The sequence below is a fragment of the Pseudomonas sp. AC252 genome, assembly GCF_979258105.1.
In genome coordinates, this window is the sequence record NZ_OZ409837.1 from 1990027 (window position 1) to 2006613 (window position 16587).

Annotated in this window: 17 protein-coding genes and 1 pseudogene; 8 read left to right on the top strand and 10 right to left on the bottom strand. The window is 61.8% G+C overall.

The genetic code is table 11. The annotated features are described in order from the left end of the window. Window positions 1–125 precede the first annotated feature (125 nt). Complete coding sequence (gene znuA / locus ACZZZ4_RS09290; protein WP_415760944.1) at window positions 126–1046, bottom strand: zinc ABC transporter substrate-binding protein ZnuA; 921 nt, start codon at window positions 1044–1046, stop codon at window positions 126–128. Between the two features lie 66 nt (window positions 1047–1112). On the opposite strand from znuA, the pseudogene ACZZZ4_RS09295 reads away from it, so the two are divergent. The 4 genes and pseudogenes from ACZZZ4_RS09295 to ACZZZ4_RS09310 form a co-directional block, all read left to right on the top strand. Next, window positions 1113–1586, top strand: a pseudogene (locus ACZZZ4_RS09295) (Fur family transcriptional regulator); the annotation flags it as partial. Between the two features lie 7 nt (window positions 1587–1593). After that, window positions 1594–2379 carry a zinc ABC transporter ATP-binding protein ZnuC gene (znuC, locus tag ACZZZ4_RS09300; RefSeq protein ID WP_039757132.1) on the top strand — a complete coding sequence of 262 codons (786 nt, stop codon included), beginning with the start codon at window positions 1594–1596 and terminating at the stop codon, window positions 2377–2379. Continuing rightward, window positions 2372–3160, top strand: a complete 789-nt coding sequence (znuB, locus tag ACZZZ4_RS09305; protein ID WP_016772340.1) for a zinc ABC transporter permease subunit ZnuB — start codon at window positions 2372–2374, stop codon at window positions 3158–3160. The genes znuC and znuB overlap by 8 nt, the downstream gene beginning before the upstream one ends. Before the next feature lie 37 nt (window positions 3161–3197). After that, the gene (locus tag ACZZZ4_RS09310; protein WP_039757129.1) at window positions 3198–3911 is read left to right on the top strand and encodes a PA5502 family lipoprotein; all 714 of its coding nucleotides are present in this window, start codon (window positions 3198–3200) and stop codon (window positions 3909–3911) included. A 108-nt stretch (window positions 3912–4019) separates the two neighbouring features. Here the strand turns inward: ACZZZ4_RS09310 and katE are convergent, their stop codons facing one another. After that, complete coding sequence (gene katE / locus ACZZZ4_RS09315; RefSeq protein WP_310402706.1) at window positions 4020–6161, bottom strand: catalase HPII; 2142 nt, start codon at window positions 6159–6161, stop codon at window positions 4020–4022. Window positions 6162–6423: 262 nt separating this feature from the next. Between katE and ACZZZ4_RS09320 the strand changes: the two genes are divergently transcribed. The 3 genes from ACZZZ4_RS09320 to ACZZZ4_RS09330 all read left to right on the top strand — a co-directional run bounded on the left by ACZZZ4_RS09320 (window position 6424) and on the right by ACZZZ4_RS09330 (window position 8941). Next, window positions 6424–7431, top strand: coding sequence for a methionine ABC transporter ATP-binding protein (locus ACZZZ4_RS09320; RefSeq protein WP_039757125.1), 1008 nt, complete (start codon window positions 6424–6426; stop codon window positions 7429–7431). Beyond that, complete coding sequence (locus tag ACZZZ4_RS09325) at window positions 7431–8105, top strand: methionine ABC transporter permease (protein WP_039757124.1); 675 nt, start codon at window positions 7431–7433, stop codon at window positions 8103–8105. Before ACZZZ4_RS09320 ends, ACZZZ4_RS09325 begins: the two co-directional genes overlap by 1 nt. A 65-nt stretch (window positions 8106–8170) precedes the next feature. Further along, entirely contained in the window at window positions 8171–8941 is a 771-nt protein-coding gene (locus tag ACZZZ4_RS09330; RefSeq protein ID WP_434767273.1) for a MetQ/NlpA family ABC transporter substrate-binding protein, read from the top strand. A gap of 174 nt (window positions 8942–9115) precedes the next feature. On the opposite strand, the gene ACZZZ4_RS09335 is transcribed toward ACZZZ4_RS09330, so the two are convergent. Genes ACZZZ4_RS09335 through ACZZZ4_RS09355 form a run of 5 tightly spaced genes read right to left on the bottom strand, consistent with a single transcriptional unit; the run spans window position 9116 to window position 13024 of the window. After that, window positions 9116–9751, bottom strand: a complete 636-nt coding sequence (locus ACZZZ4_RS09335) for an SCO family protein (protein ID WP_463547688.1) — start codon at window positions 9749–9751, stop codon at window positions 9116–9118. Beyond that, on the bottom strand, window positions 9748–10647 hold the full coding sequence (gene cyoE, locus ACZZZ4_RS09340) for a heme o synthase (protein WP_463547689.1): 900 nt from the start codon (window positions 10645–10647) through the stop codon (window positions 9748–9750). The genes ACZZZ4_RS09335 and cyoE overlap by 4 nt, the downstream gene beginning before the upstream one ends. Then, window positions 10635–11714, bottom strand: a complete 1080-nt coding sequence (locus ACZZZ4_RS09345; protein ID WP_310409622.1) for a COX15/CtaA family protein — start codon at window positions 11712–11714, stop codon at window positions 10635–10637. The genes cyoE and ACZZZ4_RS09345 overlap by 13 nt, the downstream gene beginning before the upstream one ends. A gap of 10 nt (window positions 11715–11724) precedes the next feature. Next, complete coding sequence (locus ACZZZ4_RS09350; RefSeq protein ID WP_415760940.1) at window positions 11725–12318, bottom strand: hypothetical protein; 594 nt, start codon at window positions 12316–12318, stop codon at window positions 11725–11727. Continuing rightward, window positions 12284–13024: an SURF1 family protein gene (locus ACZZZ4_RS09355; RefSeq protein WP_463547690.1), complete on the bottom strand. Its 741-nt coding sequence runs from the start codon at window positions 13022–13024 to the stop codon at window positions 12284–12286. Before ACZZZ4_RS09355 ends, ACZZZ4_RS09350 begins: the two co-directional genes overlap by 35 nt. Window positions 13025–13094: 70 nt before the next feature. On the opposite strand from ACZZZ4_RS09355, the gene ACZZZ4_RS09360 reads away from it, so the two are divergent. Beyond that, window positions 13095–13298 (top strand): twin transmembrane helix small protein, encoded by a 204-nt coding sequence (locus ACZZZ4_RS09360; protein ID WP_463547691.1) that lies wholly within the window; start codon window positions 13095–13097, stop codon window positions 13296–13298. A gap of 76 nt (window positions 13299–13374) precedes the next feature. Here ACZZZ4_RS09360 and ACZZZ4_RS09365 read toward each other — a convergent pair whose 3' ends face one another. From ACZZZ4_RS09365 to ctaD, 3 genes are all read right to left on the bottom strand, one after another. Then, window positions 13375–14262: a cytochrome c oxidase subunit 3 gene (locus ACZZZ4_RS09365; protein ID WP_129998069.1), complete on the bottom strand. Its 888-nt coding sequence runs from the start codon at window positions 14260–14262 to the stop codon at window positions 13375–13377. 25 nt (window positions 14263–14287) lie between these two features. Continuing rightward, the gene (locus tag ACZZZ4_RS09370) at window positions 14288–14839 is read right to left on the bottom strand and encodes a cytochrome c oxidase assembly protein (protein ID WP_016772328.1); all 552 of its coding nucleotides are present in this window, start codon (window positions 14837–14839) and stop codon (window positions 14288–14290) included. 129 nt (window positions 14840–14968) lie between these two features. Next, the gene (ctaD, locus tag ACZZZ4_RS09375; RefSeq protein WP_016772327.1) at window positions 14969–16555 is read right to left on the bottom strand and encodes a cytochrome c oxidase subunit I; all 1587 of its coding nucleotides are present in this window, start codon (window positions 16553–16555) and stop codon (window positions 14969–14971) included. Between the last annotated feature and the right edge of the window lie 32 nt (window positions 16556–16587).

Sequence of the window (16587 nt, forward strand, 5' to 3'; positions counted from 1 at the left end):
GATTCGCCAAGCAAACATGAACCTGTGGGAGCGAGCCTGCTCGCGAAGGCGGCGGCCCGTTCAGCATTTTTGCTGACTGACCCACCGCTTTCGCGAGCAGGCTCGCTCCCACAGGTTTTATGGGGTTACAACGATTCCAGACACCCGGCCAGATCATTGCCGAGTTTTTCCAGCACCTGCTCATAGCCCTGAGCCGTCGCCGGGGTGTACCCGCCCAACGCATCCAGTTCCGCCAGCTTCACCGGCAGGCCAGTCACCAGCGTTTCCGCCAGGCGCGGACGCAATGGCGGCTCGCTGAACACACAGGTCTTGCCCACTTCCTGCAAGCGCTTGCGCATCGCCGCGACATGCTGGGCGCCGGGCTGTACTTCGGCGGCTACCGCGAACACCCCGGCGTGCTTCAGGCCGTAGGCATCTTCGAAATAATCAAACGCCTCGTGAAAAACGAAGTACGGCTTGCCTTCGACATTGGCGAGACGCTTCTTCAAGCGCTGGTCCAGCGCATCCAGACGTTCATCGAAGGCTTTGGCATTGCTCTGATAGCGCTGGGCATTGGCCGGGTCGGCAGCACTGAGGTCGGCGGCCATTTTGTCGGCGATCACCCGCGCGTTGAGCGGTGACAGCCACAAGTGCGCATCCAGCGAGCCGGGGCGGTGATCGTGATCATGTTCGTCGGCCTCTTCGGCGTGGGAGTGGTTATCCGCGCCAAAATGCCTCAGCTTCAGCCCCGGCAGATCCTGCACGGCAACACTCGGCTGACTGCGACCGCTGAGCACGCGCGGCAGGAAGCCTTCCATGTCCGGGCCGATCCAGTAGAGCAGATCGACCGACTGCACCTTCCGTACGTCGGATGGGCGCAGGGCGTAATTGTGCGGCGAGGCCCCCGGCGGCAGCAGCACTTCGGGAATCGCCACGCCGTCCTGCACGGCAGCGGCAATCAACTGCAACGGTTTGATGCTGGTGAGCACTTTGACCTCGGCCTGAGCCGTACCGATCAGCAGAAAACTGGCAACAAAAGCCACAAAAACAGAAAAAAGTCGGGACACGATGACCACTCAAGGAAGCGAGAACGGGTAACATAATAACGTCTCCAGCAAATCTCGTCGCCGCTCATGCCTATTACACCGATTGCCAGCCGTCCCCACGACCACTCCCATTGCGTGCACAGCGCTTTGTCCGAGGCCGATACCTTGTGCGCGCAAAAAGGTCTGCGTCTGACTGCCCTGCGCCGCCGCGTGCTGGAACTGGTCTGGCAAAGCCACAAGCCGCTGGGTGCCTACGACATCCTTGCGGTGCTCAGCGAGCAGGACGGCCGCCGCGCCGCGCCTCCAACGGTGTACCGCGCGCTGGATTTTCTTTTGGAAAACGGCCTGGTCCATCGCATCTCCTCGCTGAATGCCTTCGTCGGCTGCGTGCATCCCGAGCACGCGCATCAGGGCCAGTTCCTGATTTGCCGCGACTGCCACGCCGCGATCGAACTTGAACAAAAAGTAATCAGCGACGCGATTATCGACAGCGCCAAAGACGTCGGTTTCATTGTCGAAGCGCAGACGGTCGAAGTGGTCGGCCTGTGCGCCGGTTGCCAGGGGCCTGATGAGCAATGCGCTGATCCGTCTGGAACAGGTCGCCGTCACGTTTGCCGGGCAGACCGTGCTGGACAACATCGAGCTGAGCGTCGAGCCGGGGCAGATCGTCACCCTGATCGGCCCCAACGGCGCCGGCAAGACCACGCTGGTGCGCGCCGTGCTCGGGTTGTTGAAGCCGAACAGCGGCAGCGTCTGGCGCAAGCCGAAGCTGCGCGTCGGCTACATGCCGCAGAAACTGCATGTCGATCCGACGCTGCCGCTGTCAGTGCTGCGCTTCTTGCGCCTGGTGCCCGGTGTCGACCGTCCGCGCGCGCTGGCCGCGTTGAAGGAAGTTGGCGCCGAACACGTGATCGACAGCCCGGTGCAGAGCGTTTCCGGCGGCGAAATGCAGCGCGTGCTGCTGGCCCGGGCACTGCTGCGCGAGCCTGAGTTGCTGGTGCTCGACGAGCCGGTGCAGGGCGTCGACGTGGCCGGGCAGGCCGAGCTGTACAGCCTGATCACCCGGCTGCGCGACCGCCACGGTTGCGGCGTGCTGATGGTCTCCCACGATTTGCATCTGGTGATGAGCACCACCGATCAGGTGGTTTGTCTCAACCGTCACGTCTGCTGCTCCGGGCATCCCGAGCAGGTCAGCGGCGACCCGGCATTCGTCGAGCTGTTCGGCAAGAACGCGCCGAGCCTGGCGATCTATCACCACCATCACGACCACGCCCACGACCTGCACGGTTCGGTGGTCAAAGGCCCGCTGAGCGGGCAACCTCACGTTCATGGAGACGGCTGCAAGCATGGCTGATTTTCTCTTGTATGCCCTGCTTGCAGGTCTGGCGCTGGCGCTGGTGGCCGGACCGCTCGGCTCGTTTGTGGTGTGGCGGCGCATGGCCTATTTCGGCGACACCCTTTCCCATGCCGCACTGCTCGGTGTGGCACTGGGCTTTTTGCTGGATGTCAGCCCGACGGTGGCGGTGACGGTCGGTTGCCTGCTGCTGGCGGTGCTCTTGGTGACGCTGCAACAGCGCCAGCCGCTGGCGTCCGACACGCTGTTGGGAATTCTTGCGCCGAGCACGCTCTCTCTCGGCCTGGTGGTACTAAGCTTCATGCATGAAGTGCGGATCGACCTGATGGCCTATCTGTTCGGCGACTTGCTGGCTATCAGTCCGAGCGACCTGGCATGGATTCTCGGCGGCACCGCAGCGGTGCTGGTGTTGCTGGTGACGCTGTGGCGGCCGCTGCTGGCGGTCACCGTGCACGAAGAACTGGCGCGGGTCGAAGGCTTGCCGGTTGCGGGTTTGCGCTTGGCGCTGATGCTGTTGATCGCGGTGGTGATTGCGGTGGCGATGAAAATTGTCGGCGTGCTGCTGATTACTTCGCTGCTGATCATCCCGGCGGCTGCGGCACAGCGTCACGCCCGTTCGCCGGAGCAGATGGCGCTGGGCGCGAGCCTGCTGGGCATGCTCGCAGTGTGCGGCGGGCTGGCGTTGTCGTGGTTCAAGGACACCCCGGCGGGGCCGTCTATCGTGGTGACGGCAGCCGCGCTGTTTCTGTTGAGTTTTGTTCTGCCCCGTCGTGGGGTGTAGACTTGGCCGCTTTTTGCGCAATTAGAGAGTCGCAGGAATGAAGCCGTTCGCCTCCCGTTATCTGCTCCTTGTCGCATTTTCCGTGCTGCTGGGCGCCTGCCAAAGCACGCCGCCGGTGACCGAAGTCCCGGATGCGCGGGCTACGGCCATCGCACAGCTGGAGCAAAGCCTGGCCAGCAGCGAACTGGCCACCGCCGAAGACCAGTTGGCCGCGTTGCAGGCCGACACCCCCAACGATCAGTCCCTTGAACAATATCAGCGGCAGCTGGCCGAGGCGTATCTGCGCCGCAGCCAGATCGTCCTGCAGAAAGGCGATGTCAACGCCGCTGCCACCGCGCTCAGCCGCGCCCGTGCTTTGATGCCCAAGGCGCCGGCGCTGACCGGCGGCGTCAACGGCGCGATTACCGAAGCGCGCAAGGCCGAGCTGGAAAAGGCTGAAGCGGCGCTGCTGGCTGCTGAAGCACGGCCGAAAGCCAAGGTCATCGACCCGACCGCCGAAAGCACCACGGTTGCGCTGAACATCGGCGATATTCACAAGCTGCAACGACAGCTCGATGCAATCGCCGCCGATGTGGTGAATTACGACTGCGCCGTCAGCATCCAGGCCCCGCGCACTGCGGATTATCCGTGGCTGGCGACGTTGCTGAGCAAGCGAGTCAAGAAGCTCGATCCTGACTTTGATTTGCAGATCGAGAAGCAGATCTTGCGCACAGTGCCGGCGCAGATGGTTTTAAGCCCGCGCAAGCCATAACTAGCTTCGTCGGAACGCCGCCCGGAGCAGGCTCGCTCCCACAGGTGCAACAGCGTACCTGTGGGAGCGAGCCTGCTCGCGAAAGCGTCCTCTCAGCCAATAAAGATCTTAAGCCGGAATCGCCTTGGCCTTAGGCTCCCGCGCCCACACCCGATGCTCGCCAATCGCGGCGAAGAACGGTTTGGTCAACGCACCCACATCCGCGCCCTGCAACAGCCCCGCATCCGCGTCGAGCTTCAGCAAGTCCTGCAATTGCTTGGCCTCGCCGTGCAGCGCGATCGCCTTCAGGTGCTTGTAGGCCTCCAGCAGATAATGCAGCGCCACGCCGTCACCGCTCAACGCGGTAATCGACGCCGCGCCACCCGGTACGAACACCGCATCGAACGCGATTGAAGGCATACCTTCCATCGACGCATCCACTGGCAACGCCTTGCCGTCAGCTGTCTTGACTGGCGCCGAGGTCGGGCCGAGCAGTTTCGCGTGGGCGCCTTCGGCTTCAAGGGCTTTCTTCATCGCATCGATGGCCGCAGCATCAACGCCGTTGGCGGCAAGGATTGCCACTTTGCGCGTCTTGATATTGCCCGGCAGCAGGTTGGCCTGGCTCAGCGCTGGCGATTGCTCCAGCGAGGTCTTGCGCACTTCGACCGTACCTTTGGCTGGTGCCGGCAAACCGAGGTTTTCCGCTACGCGTTTGGCCAAGGTCAGGTCGATATTGGCGAGGATCTCGTTCACCTCACGGGCACGAATGAACTCACGCTCGACCTTGCCCAACTCAAAGCTGTAGGCGGCGATGATGTGCTCTTTCTCGTGCTCGCTCATGCTGTTGAAAAACAAGCGGGCCTGGGAGAAGTGATCACTGAACGACTCGCTGCGCTGACGGATCTTCGCCGCGTCAATGCGCTCTGGATAGCTCTCGAAACCACCGTCCTGTGCCGCCGGCGGGGTTTCCTTTGGCCAGCCGCCGTCGATCGAGTTCGGCTCGTAAGAGGCACGACCCTTGTCGATGGTGGTGCGGTGCTGCGCATCGCGCTGGCCGTTGTGGAATGGCGCGACCGGACGGTTGATCGGCAGCTCATGGAAGTTCGGCCCGCCGAGTCGGCTGATTTGCGTGTCGGTGTAGGAAAATAGCCGACCTTGCAGCAGCGGGTCGTTGGAGAAATCGATGCCCGGGACGATGTGGCCGGGGCAGAAGGCGACCTGCTCGGTTTCGGCGAAGAAGTTGTCCGGGTTGCGGTTCAGGGTCATTTTGCCCAGCGGCGTGATCGGCACGATTTCTTCGGGAATGATCTTGGTCGGGTCGAGGATGTCGAAGTCGAAGTCGTGTTCATTCTCTTCTTCGACGATCTGTACGCCCAGTTCCCATTCGGGGTAGTCGCCCATCTCGATCGCTTCCCACAGGTCGCGACGATGGTAGTCGGTGTCCTTACCGGCGAGCTTCTGCGCCTCGTCCCACACCAGCGAGCAGGTGCCGGCGGTAGGGCGCCAATGGAATTTGACGAAACGTGATTTGCCCTCGGCGTTGATCAGGCGGAAGGTGTGGACACCGAAGCCCTGCATGCTGCGCAGGCTTTTCGGGATGGCCCGGTCGGACATCGCCCAGATCACCATGTGCGCCGATTCCGGCACCAACGAGACGAAGTCCCAGAACGTGTCGTGCGCCGAGCCGCCGGTTGGGATTTCGTTATGCGGCTCGGGTTTCACCGCGTGCACGAAGTCCGGAAACTTGATTGCGTCCTGAATGAAGAACACCGGCATGTTGTTGCCGACCAGATCGAAGTTGCCCTCGTCGGTGAAGAACTTCACCGCAAAGCCGCGCACGTCACGCACGGTGTCGCCGGAACCCCGTGGACCCTGCACCGTGGAAAAACGCACGAATACTGGGGTCTTCTTGCCCGGATCCTGTAGGAAACCGGCCTTGGTCAGCGCTGCATGGTTCTCGTAGGTCTGAAAGAAACCGTGCGCGCCGGTACCACGCGCATGGACGATACGCTCTGGAATCCGCTCATGGTCAAAGTGCGTGATCTTTTCACGCATGATGAAGTCTTCCAGCAACGACGGCCCGCGTGGCCCGGCTTTGAGGGTGTTCTGGTTGTCGGCGATCTTCACGCCCTGATTGGTGCGCAGTGCCTGACCGGTGGCGTCGGAGCGGAAGTCTTCCAGGCTGTCGAGCTTGGCGTTGGTGTTGGCGCGATCCGGGGTGTCGGTTCCGGCCATCTCGCTTTTAGCAGGTGCAGGCTTTTTGATGCTCATCAGACGTAAACTCCTCGTTTGGCCCCGGATGCCTTCCGCAGACCCTTGAGTGATTCCCGGGCACGGCACCCAGGGTTTCAAGTCGCTTACTTAGTGACTGATGAGCGTTTCAGCCGTTCCGTTTATCTGACCTTTGATCGCGTTATTGCCAAATCGAAGGTTATTTGCGAAATAAATGCTAAGAACCTCTATACGGACAGGCTAAAATGCGCGCCCGGCTTACCGCTGATCCTTTTCCAACGCGCCCCACAAGGTTCGCTACGTGATCGAGTTTCAAAACGTCCACAAGACTTACCGCGTCGCCGGTAAGGATATTCCCGCGCTGCACCCGACCAGTCTCGCCATCGAGAACGGCCAGGTGTTCGGCCTGATTGGCCATTCCGGTGCGGGCAAAAGTACCCTGCTGCGTCTGATCAATCGCCTGGAAGATTGCAGTGGCGGCAAGATCATCGTCGACGGCGAAGAAGTCACCGCACTGGATGCCAACGGCCTGCGCCGTTTCCGTCAGCAGGTCGGGATGATCTTCCAGCACTTCAACCTGCTCGCCTCCAAGACAGTCGCCGACAACGTTGCCTTGCCGCTGACCCTGGCCGGTGAGCTGTCGAGCAGTGAAATCAATCAACGGGTGGCCGAGCTGCTGGCGCGGGTCGGTCTGTCCGACCACGCGAAAAAGTACCCGGCGCAACTGTCCGGCGGTCAGAAGCAACGCGTCGGCATTGCCCGTGCGCTGGCGACCAAGCCGAAGATTCTGCTGTGCGACGAGGCCACCAGCGCCCTCGACCCGCAGACCACCGCATCGGTTCTGCAACTGCTGGCGGAAATCAATCGCGAACTGAAACTGACCATCGTCCTGATCACCCACGAGATGGACGTGATCCGGCGCGTCTGCGATCAGGTCGCGGTGATGGACGCCGGCGTGATCGTCGAGCAGGGGCCGGTGGCCGATGTGTTCCTGCATCCGCAGCATCCGACCACCAAGCGTTTCGTCCAGGAAAGCGAGCAGATCGACGAGAGCGAACAGCGTGACGATTTCGCCCACGTGCCGGGGCGTATCGTGCGTCTGACCTTCCAGGGCGAAGCGACCTACGCGCCGCTGCTTGGCACCGTCGCCCGGGAAACCGGCGTCGACTACAGCATCCTTGCCGGGCGCATCGACCGCATCAAAGACATTCCGTACGGGCAACTGACCCTCGCTGTCACCGGTGGCGACATGGAGGCGGCGTTCGCCCGCTTCACCGCCGCTGACGTTCACATGGAGGTGTTGCGCTAATGGCTGACCTGATGAGTTTCTTCGCCAATATCGACTGGTACGAAATCTGGTTGGCGACTGGCGACACGATGCTGATGCTCGGCGGTTCGCTGTTGTTCACCGTGCTGCTCGGTCTGCCACTGGGCGTCCTGCTGTTTCTCTGCAGTCCGCGTCAGTTGCTGGAAAACCGTGGCGTCTACGCAGTGCTGTCGCTGGTGGTGAACATTTTGCGTTCGCTGCCATTCATCATTTTGCTGATCGTGATGATCCCGTTCACCGTGCTGATCACCGGCACCTCGCTGGGCGTGGCCGGGGCGATCCCGCCGCTGGTGGTCGGCGCCACGCCGTTTTTTGCGCGTCTGGTGGAAACTGCGCTGCGCGAAGTCGACCGCGGCATCATCGAAGCGACTCAGTCGATGGGCGCAACCACCCGGCAGATCATCATGAACGCGTTGCTGCCGGAAGCCCGCCCGGGCATCTTCGCAGCGATTACGGTGACAGCGATTACACTGGTGTCCTACACGGCGATGGCCGGTGTGGTCGGCGCTGGTGGTCTGGGTGACCTGGCGATCCGTTTCGGCTACCAGCGTTTCCAGACCGACGTGATGATCGTCACCGTGGTGCTGCTGTTGATTCTGGTACAGGTGCTGCAAATGGTGGGCGACCGTCTGGTCGTGCATTTCTCGCGCAAATAACTGGTTTCGATCATCTAGAAAGGCGCTTGCCAATATGGCGGGCGCTCTGAAAAGGAGTTAGCTGAATGAAAAAACTGATCGCTGCTTTCGCCGCTGTTGCGGCGTTTTCGGCCCACGCCGAGACCCTGACCGTTGCCGCCACCCCGGTGCCGCACGCGGAAATCCTCGAGTTCGTCAAACCGGCCCTGGCCAAGGAAGGCGTGGATCTGAAGGTCAAGGTCTTCACCGACTACATTCAGCCGAACGTCCAGGTCGCGGAAAAGCGCCTCGACGCCAACTTTTTCCAGCACCAGCCGTATCTCGATGAATTCAACAAGGCCAAGGGCACCAGCCTCGTTGCCGTGACCGGCGTGCACCTCGAGCCGCTGGGCGCTTACTCGAGCAAGCTCAAGGATCTGAAAGACCTGCCCGGCGGCGCCAACGTAGTCATCCCGAACGACGCCACCAACGGCGGCCGTGCGCTGTTGCTGCTGGCCAAGGCGGGCGTGATCACCTTGAAGGACCCGAGCAATATCCTGTCGACCATCAAGGACATCTCGCAGAATCCGAAAGACCTGAAATTCCGTGAACTGGAAGCCGCGACCATTCCGCGTGTGCTGACCCAGGTCGATCTGGCGCTGATCAACACCAACTACGCGCTGGAAGCCAAGCTTGATCCGTCCAAGGATGCGCTGGTGATCGAAGGCAACGACTCGCCATACGTGAACATCCTCGTGTCCCGCGCGGACAACAAGGACAGCGACGCGATGAAGAAACTCGCGGCTGCACTGCACAGCCCGGAAGTGAAGCAGTTCATTACAGAGAAGTACAAAGGCGCGGTGTTGCCGGCGTTCTGATTCCGGTTGCTGCAATGAAAAAGGGGACGCCAATGGCGTCTCCTTTTTTGTGCCTGGAATATCGTCCGTGTGGGAGCGGGCTTGCTCGCGAATGCGGTGTGTCAGCCAACATGTCTTTATCTGACCCACCGCATTCGCGAGCAAGCCCGCTCCCACAATGGTTCAGTGGTGTTCCTACTGGCGCTCAAGCATCACCGGGAGTTGCGCAACCAATTTGGCATTGTTCAACGGCGCGCGAATAAACCCGCGCTGCGTGCCGTCCGGGCCGATCACGGCCAGATTGCCGCTGTGATCCACGGTGTAGTTCGGCTTGCTGGTATCGGCCGGAATGAACGGAATGCTCACCGCGTTCGCGACCTTCTGCAGCTCCTCGATCGAGGTTGGCGTCAGGCCAATGAACTGGGGATCGAAATAGCCCAGGTACTGCTTCAACTGCTTCGGCGTATCGCGGTTGGGGTCGACGCTGACCAGCACGATCTGCAATTTATCCACCGCCTCTTTCGGCAGCTCGCTCTTGATCTGCCGTAGTTGCGCCAGGGTGGTCGGGCAGATGTCCGGGCAGAAGGTGTAGCCGAAGAACAACAGACTCCACTTGCCTTTCAACTCGTCAATCGCCACCGGTTTGCCGTCCTGATCGGTCATGGTCACGTCCGGCAGGTTGCGGCTCTGCGGCAGCAGGATGATGCCGGCGTCGATCAGCGCAGTCGGGTCGCCCTGGCCTTTGCCGCTCAGCACTTTGTTGACGGTAAGCCCGAGGATCAATGCGATCACGGCAACGAGGATGAAGACGGTTTTCTGGGTTCGGGTCATAGGTTCAACAGTAAGTAGTGGTCTACGAGCAGGGCGATGAACAACAGGAACAGGTACCAGATAGAGTACTTGAAGGTGTTGATCGCCGCGTGCGGCCGAGTGCCACGGTACAGCACCACGGCCCATTGCAGAAACCGCGCGCCCAATGCCAGCGCGCAGACCAGATACAGCACGCCGCTCATGTGAATCACGTACGGCAGCAGACTCACCGCCAGCAGCGCGAAGGTGTACAGCAGAATGTGCACTTTTGTGTAGTGCTCGCCATGGGTCACCGGCAGCATCGGAATGTCGGCCTTGGCGTATTCCTCTTTGCGATGAATCGCCAGCGCCCAGAAATGTGGCGGGGTCCAGGCGAAGATGATCAGCACCAGCAACAGCGGTTCGGCGCTGACATGGCCGGTGGCGGCGGTCCAGCCAAGCAGCGGTGGCGCGGCGCCAGCGAGGCCGCCGATGACGATGTTCTGCGGCGTCGCGCGCTTGAGAAAACCGGTGTAGATCACGGCGTAACCGAGCAGTGAAGCGAGAGTCAGCCAAGCGGTCAGCTGATTGGTGAAGGTCAGCAGCAGCGCCTGGCCGAGCAATGCCAGCACCAAGGCGAAGGTCAGCGCCGCCGCAGGTGAAACCCGGCCTTCGGCCAGCGGCCGTTTGTGCGTACGCGCCATCACCGCATCGATGCGCCGGTCGACCACATGATTGACCGCTGCCGCGCCGCCTGCACACAAGGCAATGCCCAGATTGCCGAACACCAGCACCGTCCATGGCACGCCCGCGCGGGTGGCGAGGAACATGCCGACCAGCGAGGTGATCAGCATCAGCACCACGACTTTCGGTTTGGTCAGCTCCAGATAATCGCGCCACAGCGCCTGCGCTGGACGTTCGCCGATCAGACTCGCCATGGCGTTTCTCCTTTCAATGCAATGGGCGCGACGGCAGGTTTGGGTGCACTGAAGCGCCAGCGCGCCAGCACCGGTTGGCTCACCCGCAGCAGACTGGTGCGCGCGTGATAATTGACCAGCACCAGGGTCAGCAACAACGCCGCGCCGCCAGCGTTGTGGGCGACGGCCACCGGCAGCGGCAGATGAAACAGCACGTTGCTGATGCCGAGGGTGATCTGCGCGGCGAGGGCGATCAGCAGCAATCCGGCCAAACGGGTCATGCCCACGGCTTTCAACTGCCACGCCAGACCGAGCAGCACGACCGTCACCAGCAAAGCGCCGATGCGGTGAGTCAGGTGAATCGCCGTGCGCGCATCGCTGTCGAGTTGTCCGCCGAGATAATTCGGGCCGATGTGCTGAGTCAGGTGAAAGCCATTGGCGAAGTCCGCCGGCGGCAGCCATTGGCCATGGCAGGTGGGGAAGTCGATGCAGGCCACCGCTGCATAGTTGGAGCTGACCCAGCCGCCCAAGGCGATCTGGCCGATCACCAGCAGCAGCCCGGCCGTCGCCCAGTATTGCAGGCGCTTCGGTACCGTCAGCGCCGGCAGCACGCCGGACAACCTCAGCGTCAGCAGAAACAGCAGACTCAGCGTGGCGAAGCCGCCGAGCAAATGCCCGGTAACCACTTGCGGCCAGAGCTTGAGTGTCACCGTCCACATGCCGAACGCTGCCTGAGCGATGACCACCGCCAGCAGAAACAGCGGCAGTTTCACCGGTTGGCCCGGATGGCGCCGGTTGACCCAGGCGCGCCCGGCCAATACTGAAATCAGCAGACCCAGAGTGCCGGCGAAGTAGCGGTGGATCATCTCGTTCCAGCCCTTGTGCGCCTCCACCGGCGCGTCAGGGAAATGCAGCTCGGCATGGGCCAGTTGCGCCTCGCTTTTCGGCACGCTGATAAACCCGTAACAGCCCGGCCAGTCGGGGCAGCCGAGGCCGGCGTGGGTCAGGCGCGTATAGGCGCCGAGCAGCACCACAATCAGTGCCAGCAGGGTGGCAAACAGCGCGAGGCGAAATCCAGGTTTGGCCATGACGATGCCCTTATCCGATGTTCGACAGTTTCAGCAGATGCCGCAGGTCGTTAAGCAGATCCTTGCCCTTCACATTGGGCTCGTAGCGCAGCACCAGATTGCCGTGCGGGTCGACGATCCACAGCTGCGGCACGGCTTTGTCGCCGGTGGTCCTGGCAAACACTCCGGCATCCAGTGGGTAACGCTGCAATTGCGGATATTCACGGTCGAGCTTGGCGGCGTAGTCGGCGCCCAACGGTTGCGCGGCGGCGAGGGCATGGCTGGCACGTCCGGCTTCGCGGCCGAGGCTGATCTGGATCTGCCGCGCCAGATAAACCAGTTGCTGGCAATCGACTGCGCAATCCTTCGGCGCCGTGACCAGAATCTGCCAGCGCTGCTCATCGGCCTGCACGCCGAGGTCGGCGCGGGTCTGGCCGTTGCCGATCAGCTCGCCGTGATAGCTGCGTCCTTCCGGCACCCAGAACTGTAATTTGTACATGCCGGTGGCGAGCAGCATCGGCCCGACCACGCCAAGCACAATCAGCAGCAACTGAATGCGCCCACGCCGGCGGCTGGGAACGGGTTTGGCCTCAGACATGCTGGGTGGATTCATGGCGCTTCCCATGGCGTTTCTCCTTTGCGTGGTGCCAGCCGAAATAGAAGTAAAGACCGAGCAGGGCCGTGGCCATGGCGAACCATTGCACGGCGTAGCCGAGGTGTTTTTCCGGGCCCATCGCGACTACCGGCCAATCGGTCTGATAGCTGGCCGGGCCGGGTTCGGCGCGCAGCTCAAAGGCGAAACCGTCGCGCTCCAGGGTTTGCCACAACTTGTCCGGCTCGACGGCGGTGATGGTTTGCGGCCAGACATGGCTGACCGGATCGGCGTGCAACTGGAACGTCGCGCCGGGGGCGACGTAGACCCAGGCATCGAGCGTCAGTGTCTCGGCCGGTGTAGTGAATTGCGGCGGCACGCGCCGGTCGGGCCAAGGCAGCCAGCCGCGATTGACCAGCAGCCACAGGCCGCTGCGCTGATCCTGAAACGGTTGCAGCAACTCGACGCCGACCTTGCCGCCACGCTGGCGGTTGTCCAGCAGTAGCGTGTGGGCAGGGTCGAACTGGCCGTGCAGGCGCACGCGGCGGTAAGCCGGGTCGGCGCTGGCGAGCAGTTCACTGCTGGCCATCGGTTCGGCCACGCGACGTTCGGCGTAACTGGCCAGCAGCGCGGTTTTCTCCGCGCCCCGGCCCAGTTGCCAGAAGCCCAGCGCAACCATCAGCGGCAGCAACAGGCCGACCACTAAGGTGGGGATCACGCCCGGGCGAAAGCGCTTCATGGGCGCGCCATAAAGTCAGTCATCGCGATCGCTATACTCAAGTGCATCGCCTGTCCCCCGGAGTCTTGCCATGTTCAAAGCAGCGATCGTCCTGATGCTGATTGCCACGGTCATCAGCCTGTTCAGCGGCCTGTTTTTCCTGGTCAAGGACGACAGCAGCTCCCATCGGCTGGTCATCGCCTTGAGTGTTCGGGTGGCACTGGCCGTAATCACCGTCGGCCTGATGGCCTGGGGTTTCTACAGCGGCCAGTTGGTGTCCCATGCGCCGTGGTAGACGCGAGCGGCAAGCTACAAGTTAGAGGCCATCCCGCTTTGACTTGAAGCTTGCAGCTCGCCACTTGCAGCTGTTTTCAGAGCACATAGACGAAGAAGAACAAGCCGATCCACACCACATCGACAAAGTGCCAGTACCAGCTCGCCGCTTCGAAACCGAACTGGTGCTCGTTGTCGAAGTGGCCCTTCATGATCCGCATCAGCATCACGAACAGGATGATCGTGCCGATGGTCACGTGGGCGCCGTGGAAGCCGGTGAGCATGAAGAACGTCGCACCGTAGATGCCCGAACCGAGGGTCAGCCCCAGCTCTTTATAGGCGTGGATGTACTCCTCGGCCTGGAAACCGAGGAACGCGACGCCCAATAGCACGGTGATCGCCAGCCACAGTTTCAGCGCGCCGCGATGGCCTTTCTTCAGCGCATGGTGGGCGATGGTGATGGTCACGCTGGAGCTGACCAGCAGGATCGTATTGATCAGCGGCAGGCCCCACGGGCTGATGACTTCTTTGGGTGGCGGGAACAGTTTCGGGTCTGGTGTGTGCAGCAACGGCCAGACGAATTCGAAATTCGGCCAGAGCATGTGCGCGATGCCTTTCGGCCCCTCGCCGCCCAGCGCCGGCCCGGACACGTGGCGCACGTAGAACAGCGCGCCGAAGAAAGCGACGAAGAACATCACTTCGGAAAAGATGAACCAGCTCATGCCCCAGCGGAACGAGCGATCCAGTTGCGGACTGTACAACCCCGCGCGACTTTCCTTGATCACCGCACCGAACCAGCCGAACAGCATGTACGCCAGCAGCAGGCCGCCGACGAAAAAGATCAGCGGGCCGTGGGATTCCGGGCGCGCGGCCTTGAGATCGTTGAACCAGGTGGCCAGGCCGTACACGGTGACGAACATCCCGAGCGTAGCGATGATCGGCCATTTGCTCTGGGCCGGGACGTAATAATGCTCATGAGTTGCCATTTATTGTTCTCCTTATCGGGCACGCTCAACCGCCAGTGTTAACAGCCACCGGCGGATGTCGGGCGGTGATATCGAACAGCGTGTAGGACAGCGTCAGGTGCTTCACTTCCTTGGGCATGTCACGGTCAACGATGAAACGCACCGGCATTTCGATCTGTTCACCGGGTTGCAGCACCTGCTGGGTAAAGCAAAAGCATTCGGTCTTGTGGAAAAACGCCGCCGCGTTGCTCGGCGCGATGCTCGGCACCGCTTGCGCACTCATCGGTTTGTCGGTGGGATTGCGCGCGATGAAGACCATCTCGTTCACCGCGCCGGGGTTGGCGGTCAGCTCGTCGTGTTTCGGGTAAAAGTCCCACGGCATGTCGGCGGTGTTGGTCGAGAGAAACTGCACGCGCACCTGGCGCGAGGTGTCGACCACTTGCTCGCCTGCATACTGGCCGCCGGTCTTGCCGTTGATGCCGAAGGCTTTGCACATCACGTCGTAGATCGGCACCAGGGCGAAACCGAAGACGAACATCGCCACCACCACCAGCAGCAGACGGGTGACGAGTTTCTTCAGCGAGATCGAGTCAGCCATGGTGTTTGACCTCTGCCGAGAAACCTGTGGGAGCTGGCTTGCCAGCGATGGCACCCCCGCGGTGTGTCAGGCAGGCAGCCATCGCTGGCAAGCCAGCTCCCACAGAGATTTTCACAAGGCTGAAGGTGTTCATTTCACTTCCGGCGGCGTGGTAAAGGTGTGATACGGCGCCGGCGACGGCACGCTCCACTCCAGGCCTTCGGCGCCATCCCACGGTTTCGCCGGGGCCGGTGCGCCGCCACGGATGGTCTTGATGACGATGAACAGGAAGAAGATCTGCGTGGCGCCGAACATGAATGCGCCGATCGACGAGACCATGTTGAAGTCGGCGAACTGCAGGTTGTAGTCCGGAATCCGCCGTGGCATCCCTGCAAGACCGACGAAGTGCATCGGGAAGAAGGTCAGGTTCATGCCGACGAACGACAGCCAGAAATGCAGCTTGCCGAGGGTTTCGTCGTACATGTGCCCGGTCCATTTCGGCAGCCAGTAATAGGCCGAGGCGAAGATGCCGAAGATCGCCCCCGGCACCAGCACATAGTGGAAATGCGCAACGACAAAGTAGGTGTCCTGATACTGGAAGTCCGCCGGGGCGATCGCCAGCATCAGCCCGGAGAAACCGCCAATGGAGAACAGGATGACGAACGCCACGGCAAACAGCATCGGCGTCTCGAAGGTCATCGAGCCTTGCCACATGGTGCTCGCCCAGTTGAACACTTTCACACCCGTCGGCACGGCGATCAGCATGGTCGCGTACATGAAGAACAGCTCGCCCACCAGCGGAATGCCGACCACGAACATGTGGTGCGCCCAGACAATGAACGACAGGAACGCGATGCTCGCCGTGGCGTAGACCATCGAGGTGTAGCCGAACAGCGGTTTGCGCGCGAAGGTCGGGATGATCTGGCTGACCGCGCCGAACGCCGGCAGGATCATGATGTACACCTCGGGGTGGCCGAAGAACCAGAACACATGCTGGAACAGCACCGGGTCACCGCCGCCGGCAGCACTGAAGAAACTGGTGCCGAAGTGGATGTCCATGAGCATCATCGTCACGCAGCCGGCGAGCACCGGCATCACTGCGATCAGCAGAAACGCGGTGATCAGCCAGGTCCAGACGAACAGCGGCATTTTCATCAGGGTCATGCCGGGCGCGCGCAGGTTGAGGATGGTCGCGACCACGTTGATCGCGCCCATGATCGAACTGATGCCCATCAAGTGGATGGCGAAGATAAAGAACGTCACGCTTTCCGGTGCGTAGGTCGTCGATAGCGGCGCATAAAAGGTCCAGCCGAAATTCGGTCCGCCACCGGGCGTGAACAGGGTCGAGACCAGCAGCAGAAACGCTGCCGGCAACAGCCAGAAACTGAAGTTGTTCATCCGGGGCAGGGCCATGTCCGGCGCGCCGACCATCAGCGGAATCATCCAGTTGGCGAGACCGACGAACGCCGGCATCACCGCGCCGAACACCATGACCAGACCGTGCATGGTGGTCATCTGGTTGAAGAATTCCGGCTGGACGATCTGCAGGCCGGGCTGGAACAGCTCGGCGCGAATGACCATGGCGAACGAGCCGCCGAGCAGGAACATGCAGAAGGCAAACCACAGGTACAGCGTGCCGATGTCCTTGTGGTTGGTGGTCAGCACCCAGCGCATCAGGCCTTTGGCGGGGCCGTGGGCGTGGTCGGCGTGACCGTGGTCATCGATGACAGCGCTCATGGCCGGTCTCCTTTACGAAAGTGGACGGGGCA

What these genes read in the sequence shown, in the direction of transcription:
- ACZZZ4_RS09335 (WP_463547688.1), bottom strand. Translation starts at nt 9,751, where the DNA reads ATGACCCGAACCCAGAAAACCGTCTTCATCCTCGTTGCCGTGATCGCA.
- znuC (WP_039757132.1), top strand. Translation starts at nt 1,594, where the DNA reads ATGAGCAATGCGCTGATCCGTCTGGAACAGGTCGCCGTCACGTTTGCC.
- ctaD (WP_016772327.1), bottom strand. Translation starts at nt 16,555, where the DNA reads ATGAGCGCTGTCATCGATGACCACGGTCACGCCGACCACGCCCACGGC.
- znuB (WP_016772340.1), top strand. Translation starts at nt 2,372, where the DNA reads ATGGCTGATTTTCTCTTGTATGCCCTGCTTGCAGGTCTGGCGCTGGCG.
- katE (WP_310402706.1), bottom strand. Translation starts at nt 6,161, where the DNA reads ATGAGCATCAAAAAGCCTGCACCTGCTAAAAGCGAGATGGCCGGAACC.
- ACZZZ4_RS09365 (WP_129998069.1), bottom strand. Translation starts at nt 14,262, where the DNA reads ATGGCAACTCATGAGCATTATTACGTCCCGGCCCAGAGCAAATGGCCG.
- ACZZZ4_RS09355 (WP_463547690.1), bottom strand. Translation starts at nt 13,024, where the DNA reads ATGAAGCGCTTTCGCCCGGGCGTGATCCCCACCTTAGTGGTCGGCCTG.
- ACZZZ4_RS09310 (WP_039757129.1), top strand. Translation starts at nt 3,198, where the DNA reads ATGAAGCCGTTCGCCTCCCGTTATCTGCTCCTTGTCGCATTTTCCGTG.
- ACZZZ4_RS09330 (WP_434767273.1), top strand. Translation starts at nt 8,171, where the DNA reads ATGAAAAAACTGATCGCTGCTTTCGCCGCTGTTGCGGCGTTTTCGGCC.
- ACZZZ4_RS09360 (WP_463547691.1), top strand. Translation starts at nt 13,095, where the DNA reads ATGTTCAAAGCAGCGATCGTCCTGATGCTGATTGCCACGGTCATCAGC.
- ACZZZ4_RS09325 (WP_039757124.1), top strand. Translation starts at nt 7,431, where the DNA reads ATGGCTGACCTGATGAGTTTCTTCGCCAATATCGACTGGTACGAAATC.
- ACZZZ4_RS09350 (WP_415760940.1), bottom strand. Translation starts at nt 12,318, where the DNA reads ATGGGAAGCGCCATGAATCCACCCAGCATGTCTGAGGCCAAACCCGTT.
- cyoE (WP_463547689.1), bottom strand. Translation starts at nt 10,647, where the DNA reads ATGGCGAGTCTGATCGGCGAACGTCCAGCGCAGGCGCTGTGGCGCGAT.
- ACZZZ4_RS09370 (WP_016772328.1), bottom strand. Translation starts at nt 14,839, where the DNA reads ATGGCTGACTCGATCTCGCTGAAGAAACTCGTCACCCGTCTGCTGCTG.
- ACZZZ4_RS09345 (WP_310409622.1), bottom strand. Translation starts at nt 11,714, where the DNA reads ATGGCCAAACCTGGATTTCGCCTCGCGCTGTTTGCCACCCTGCTGGCA.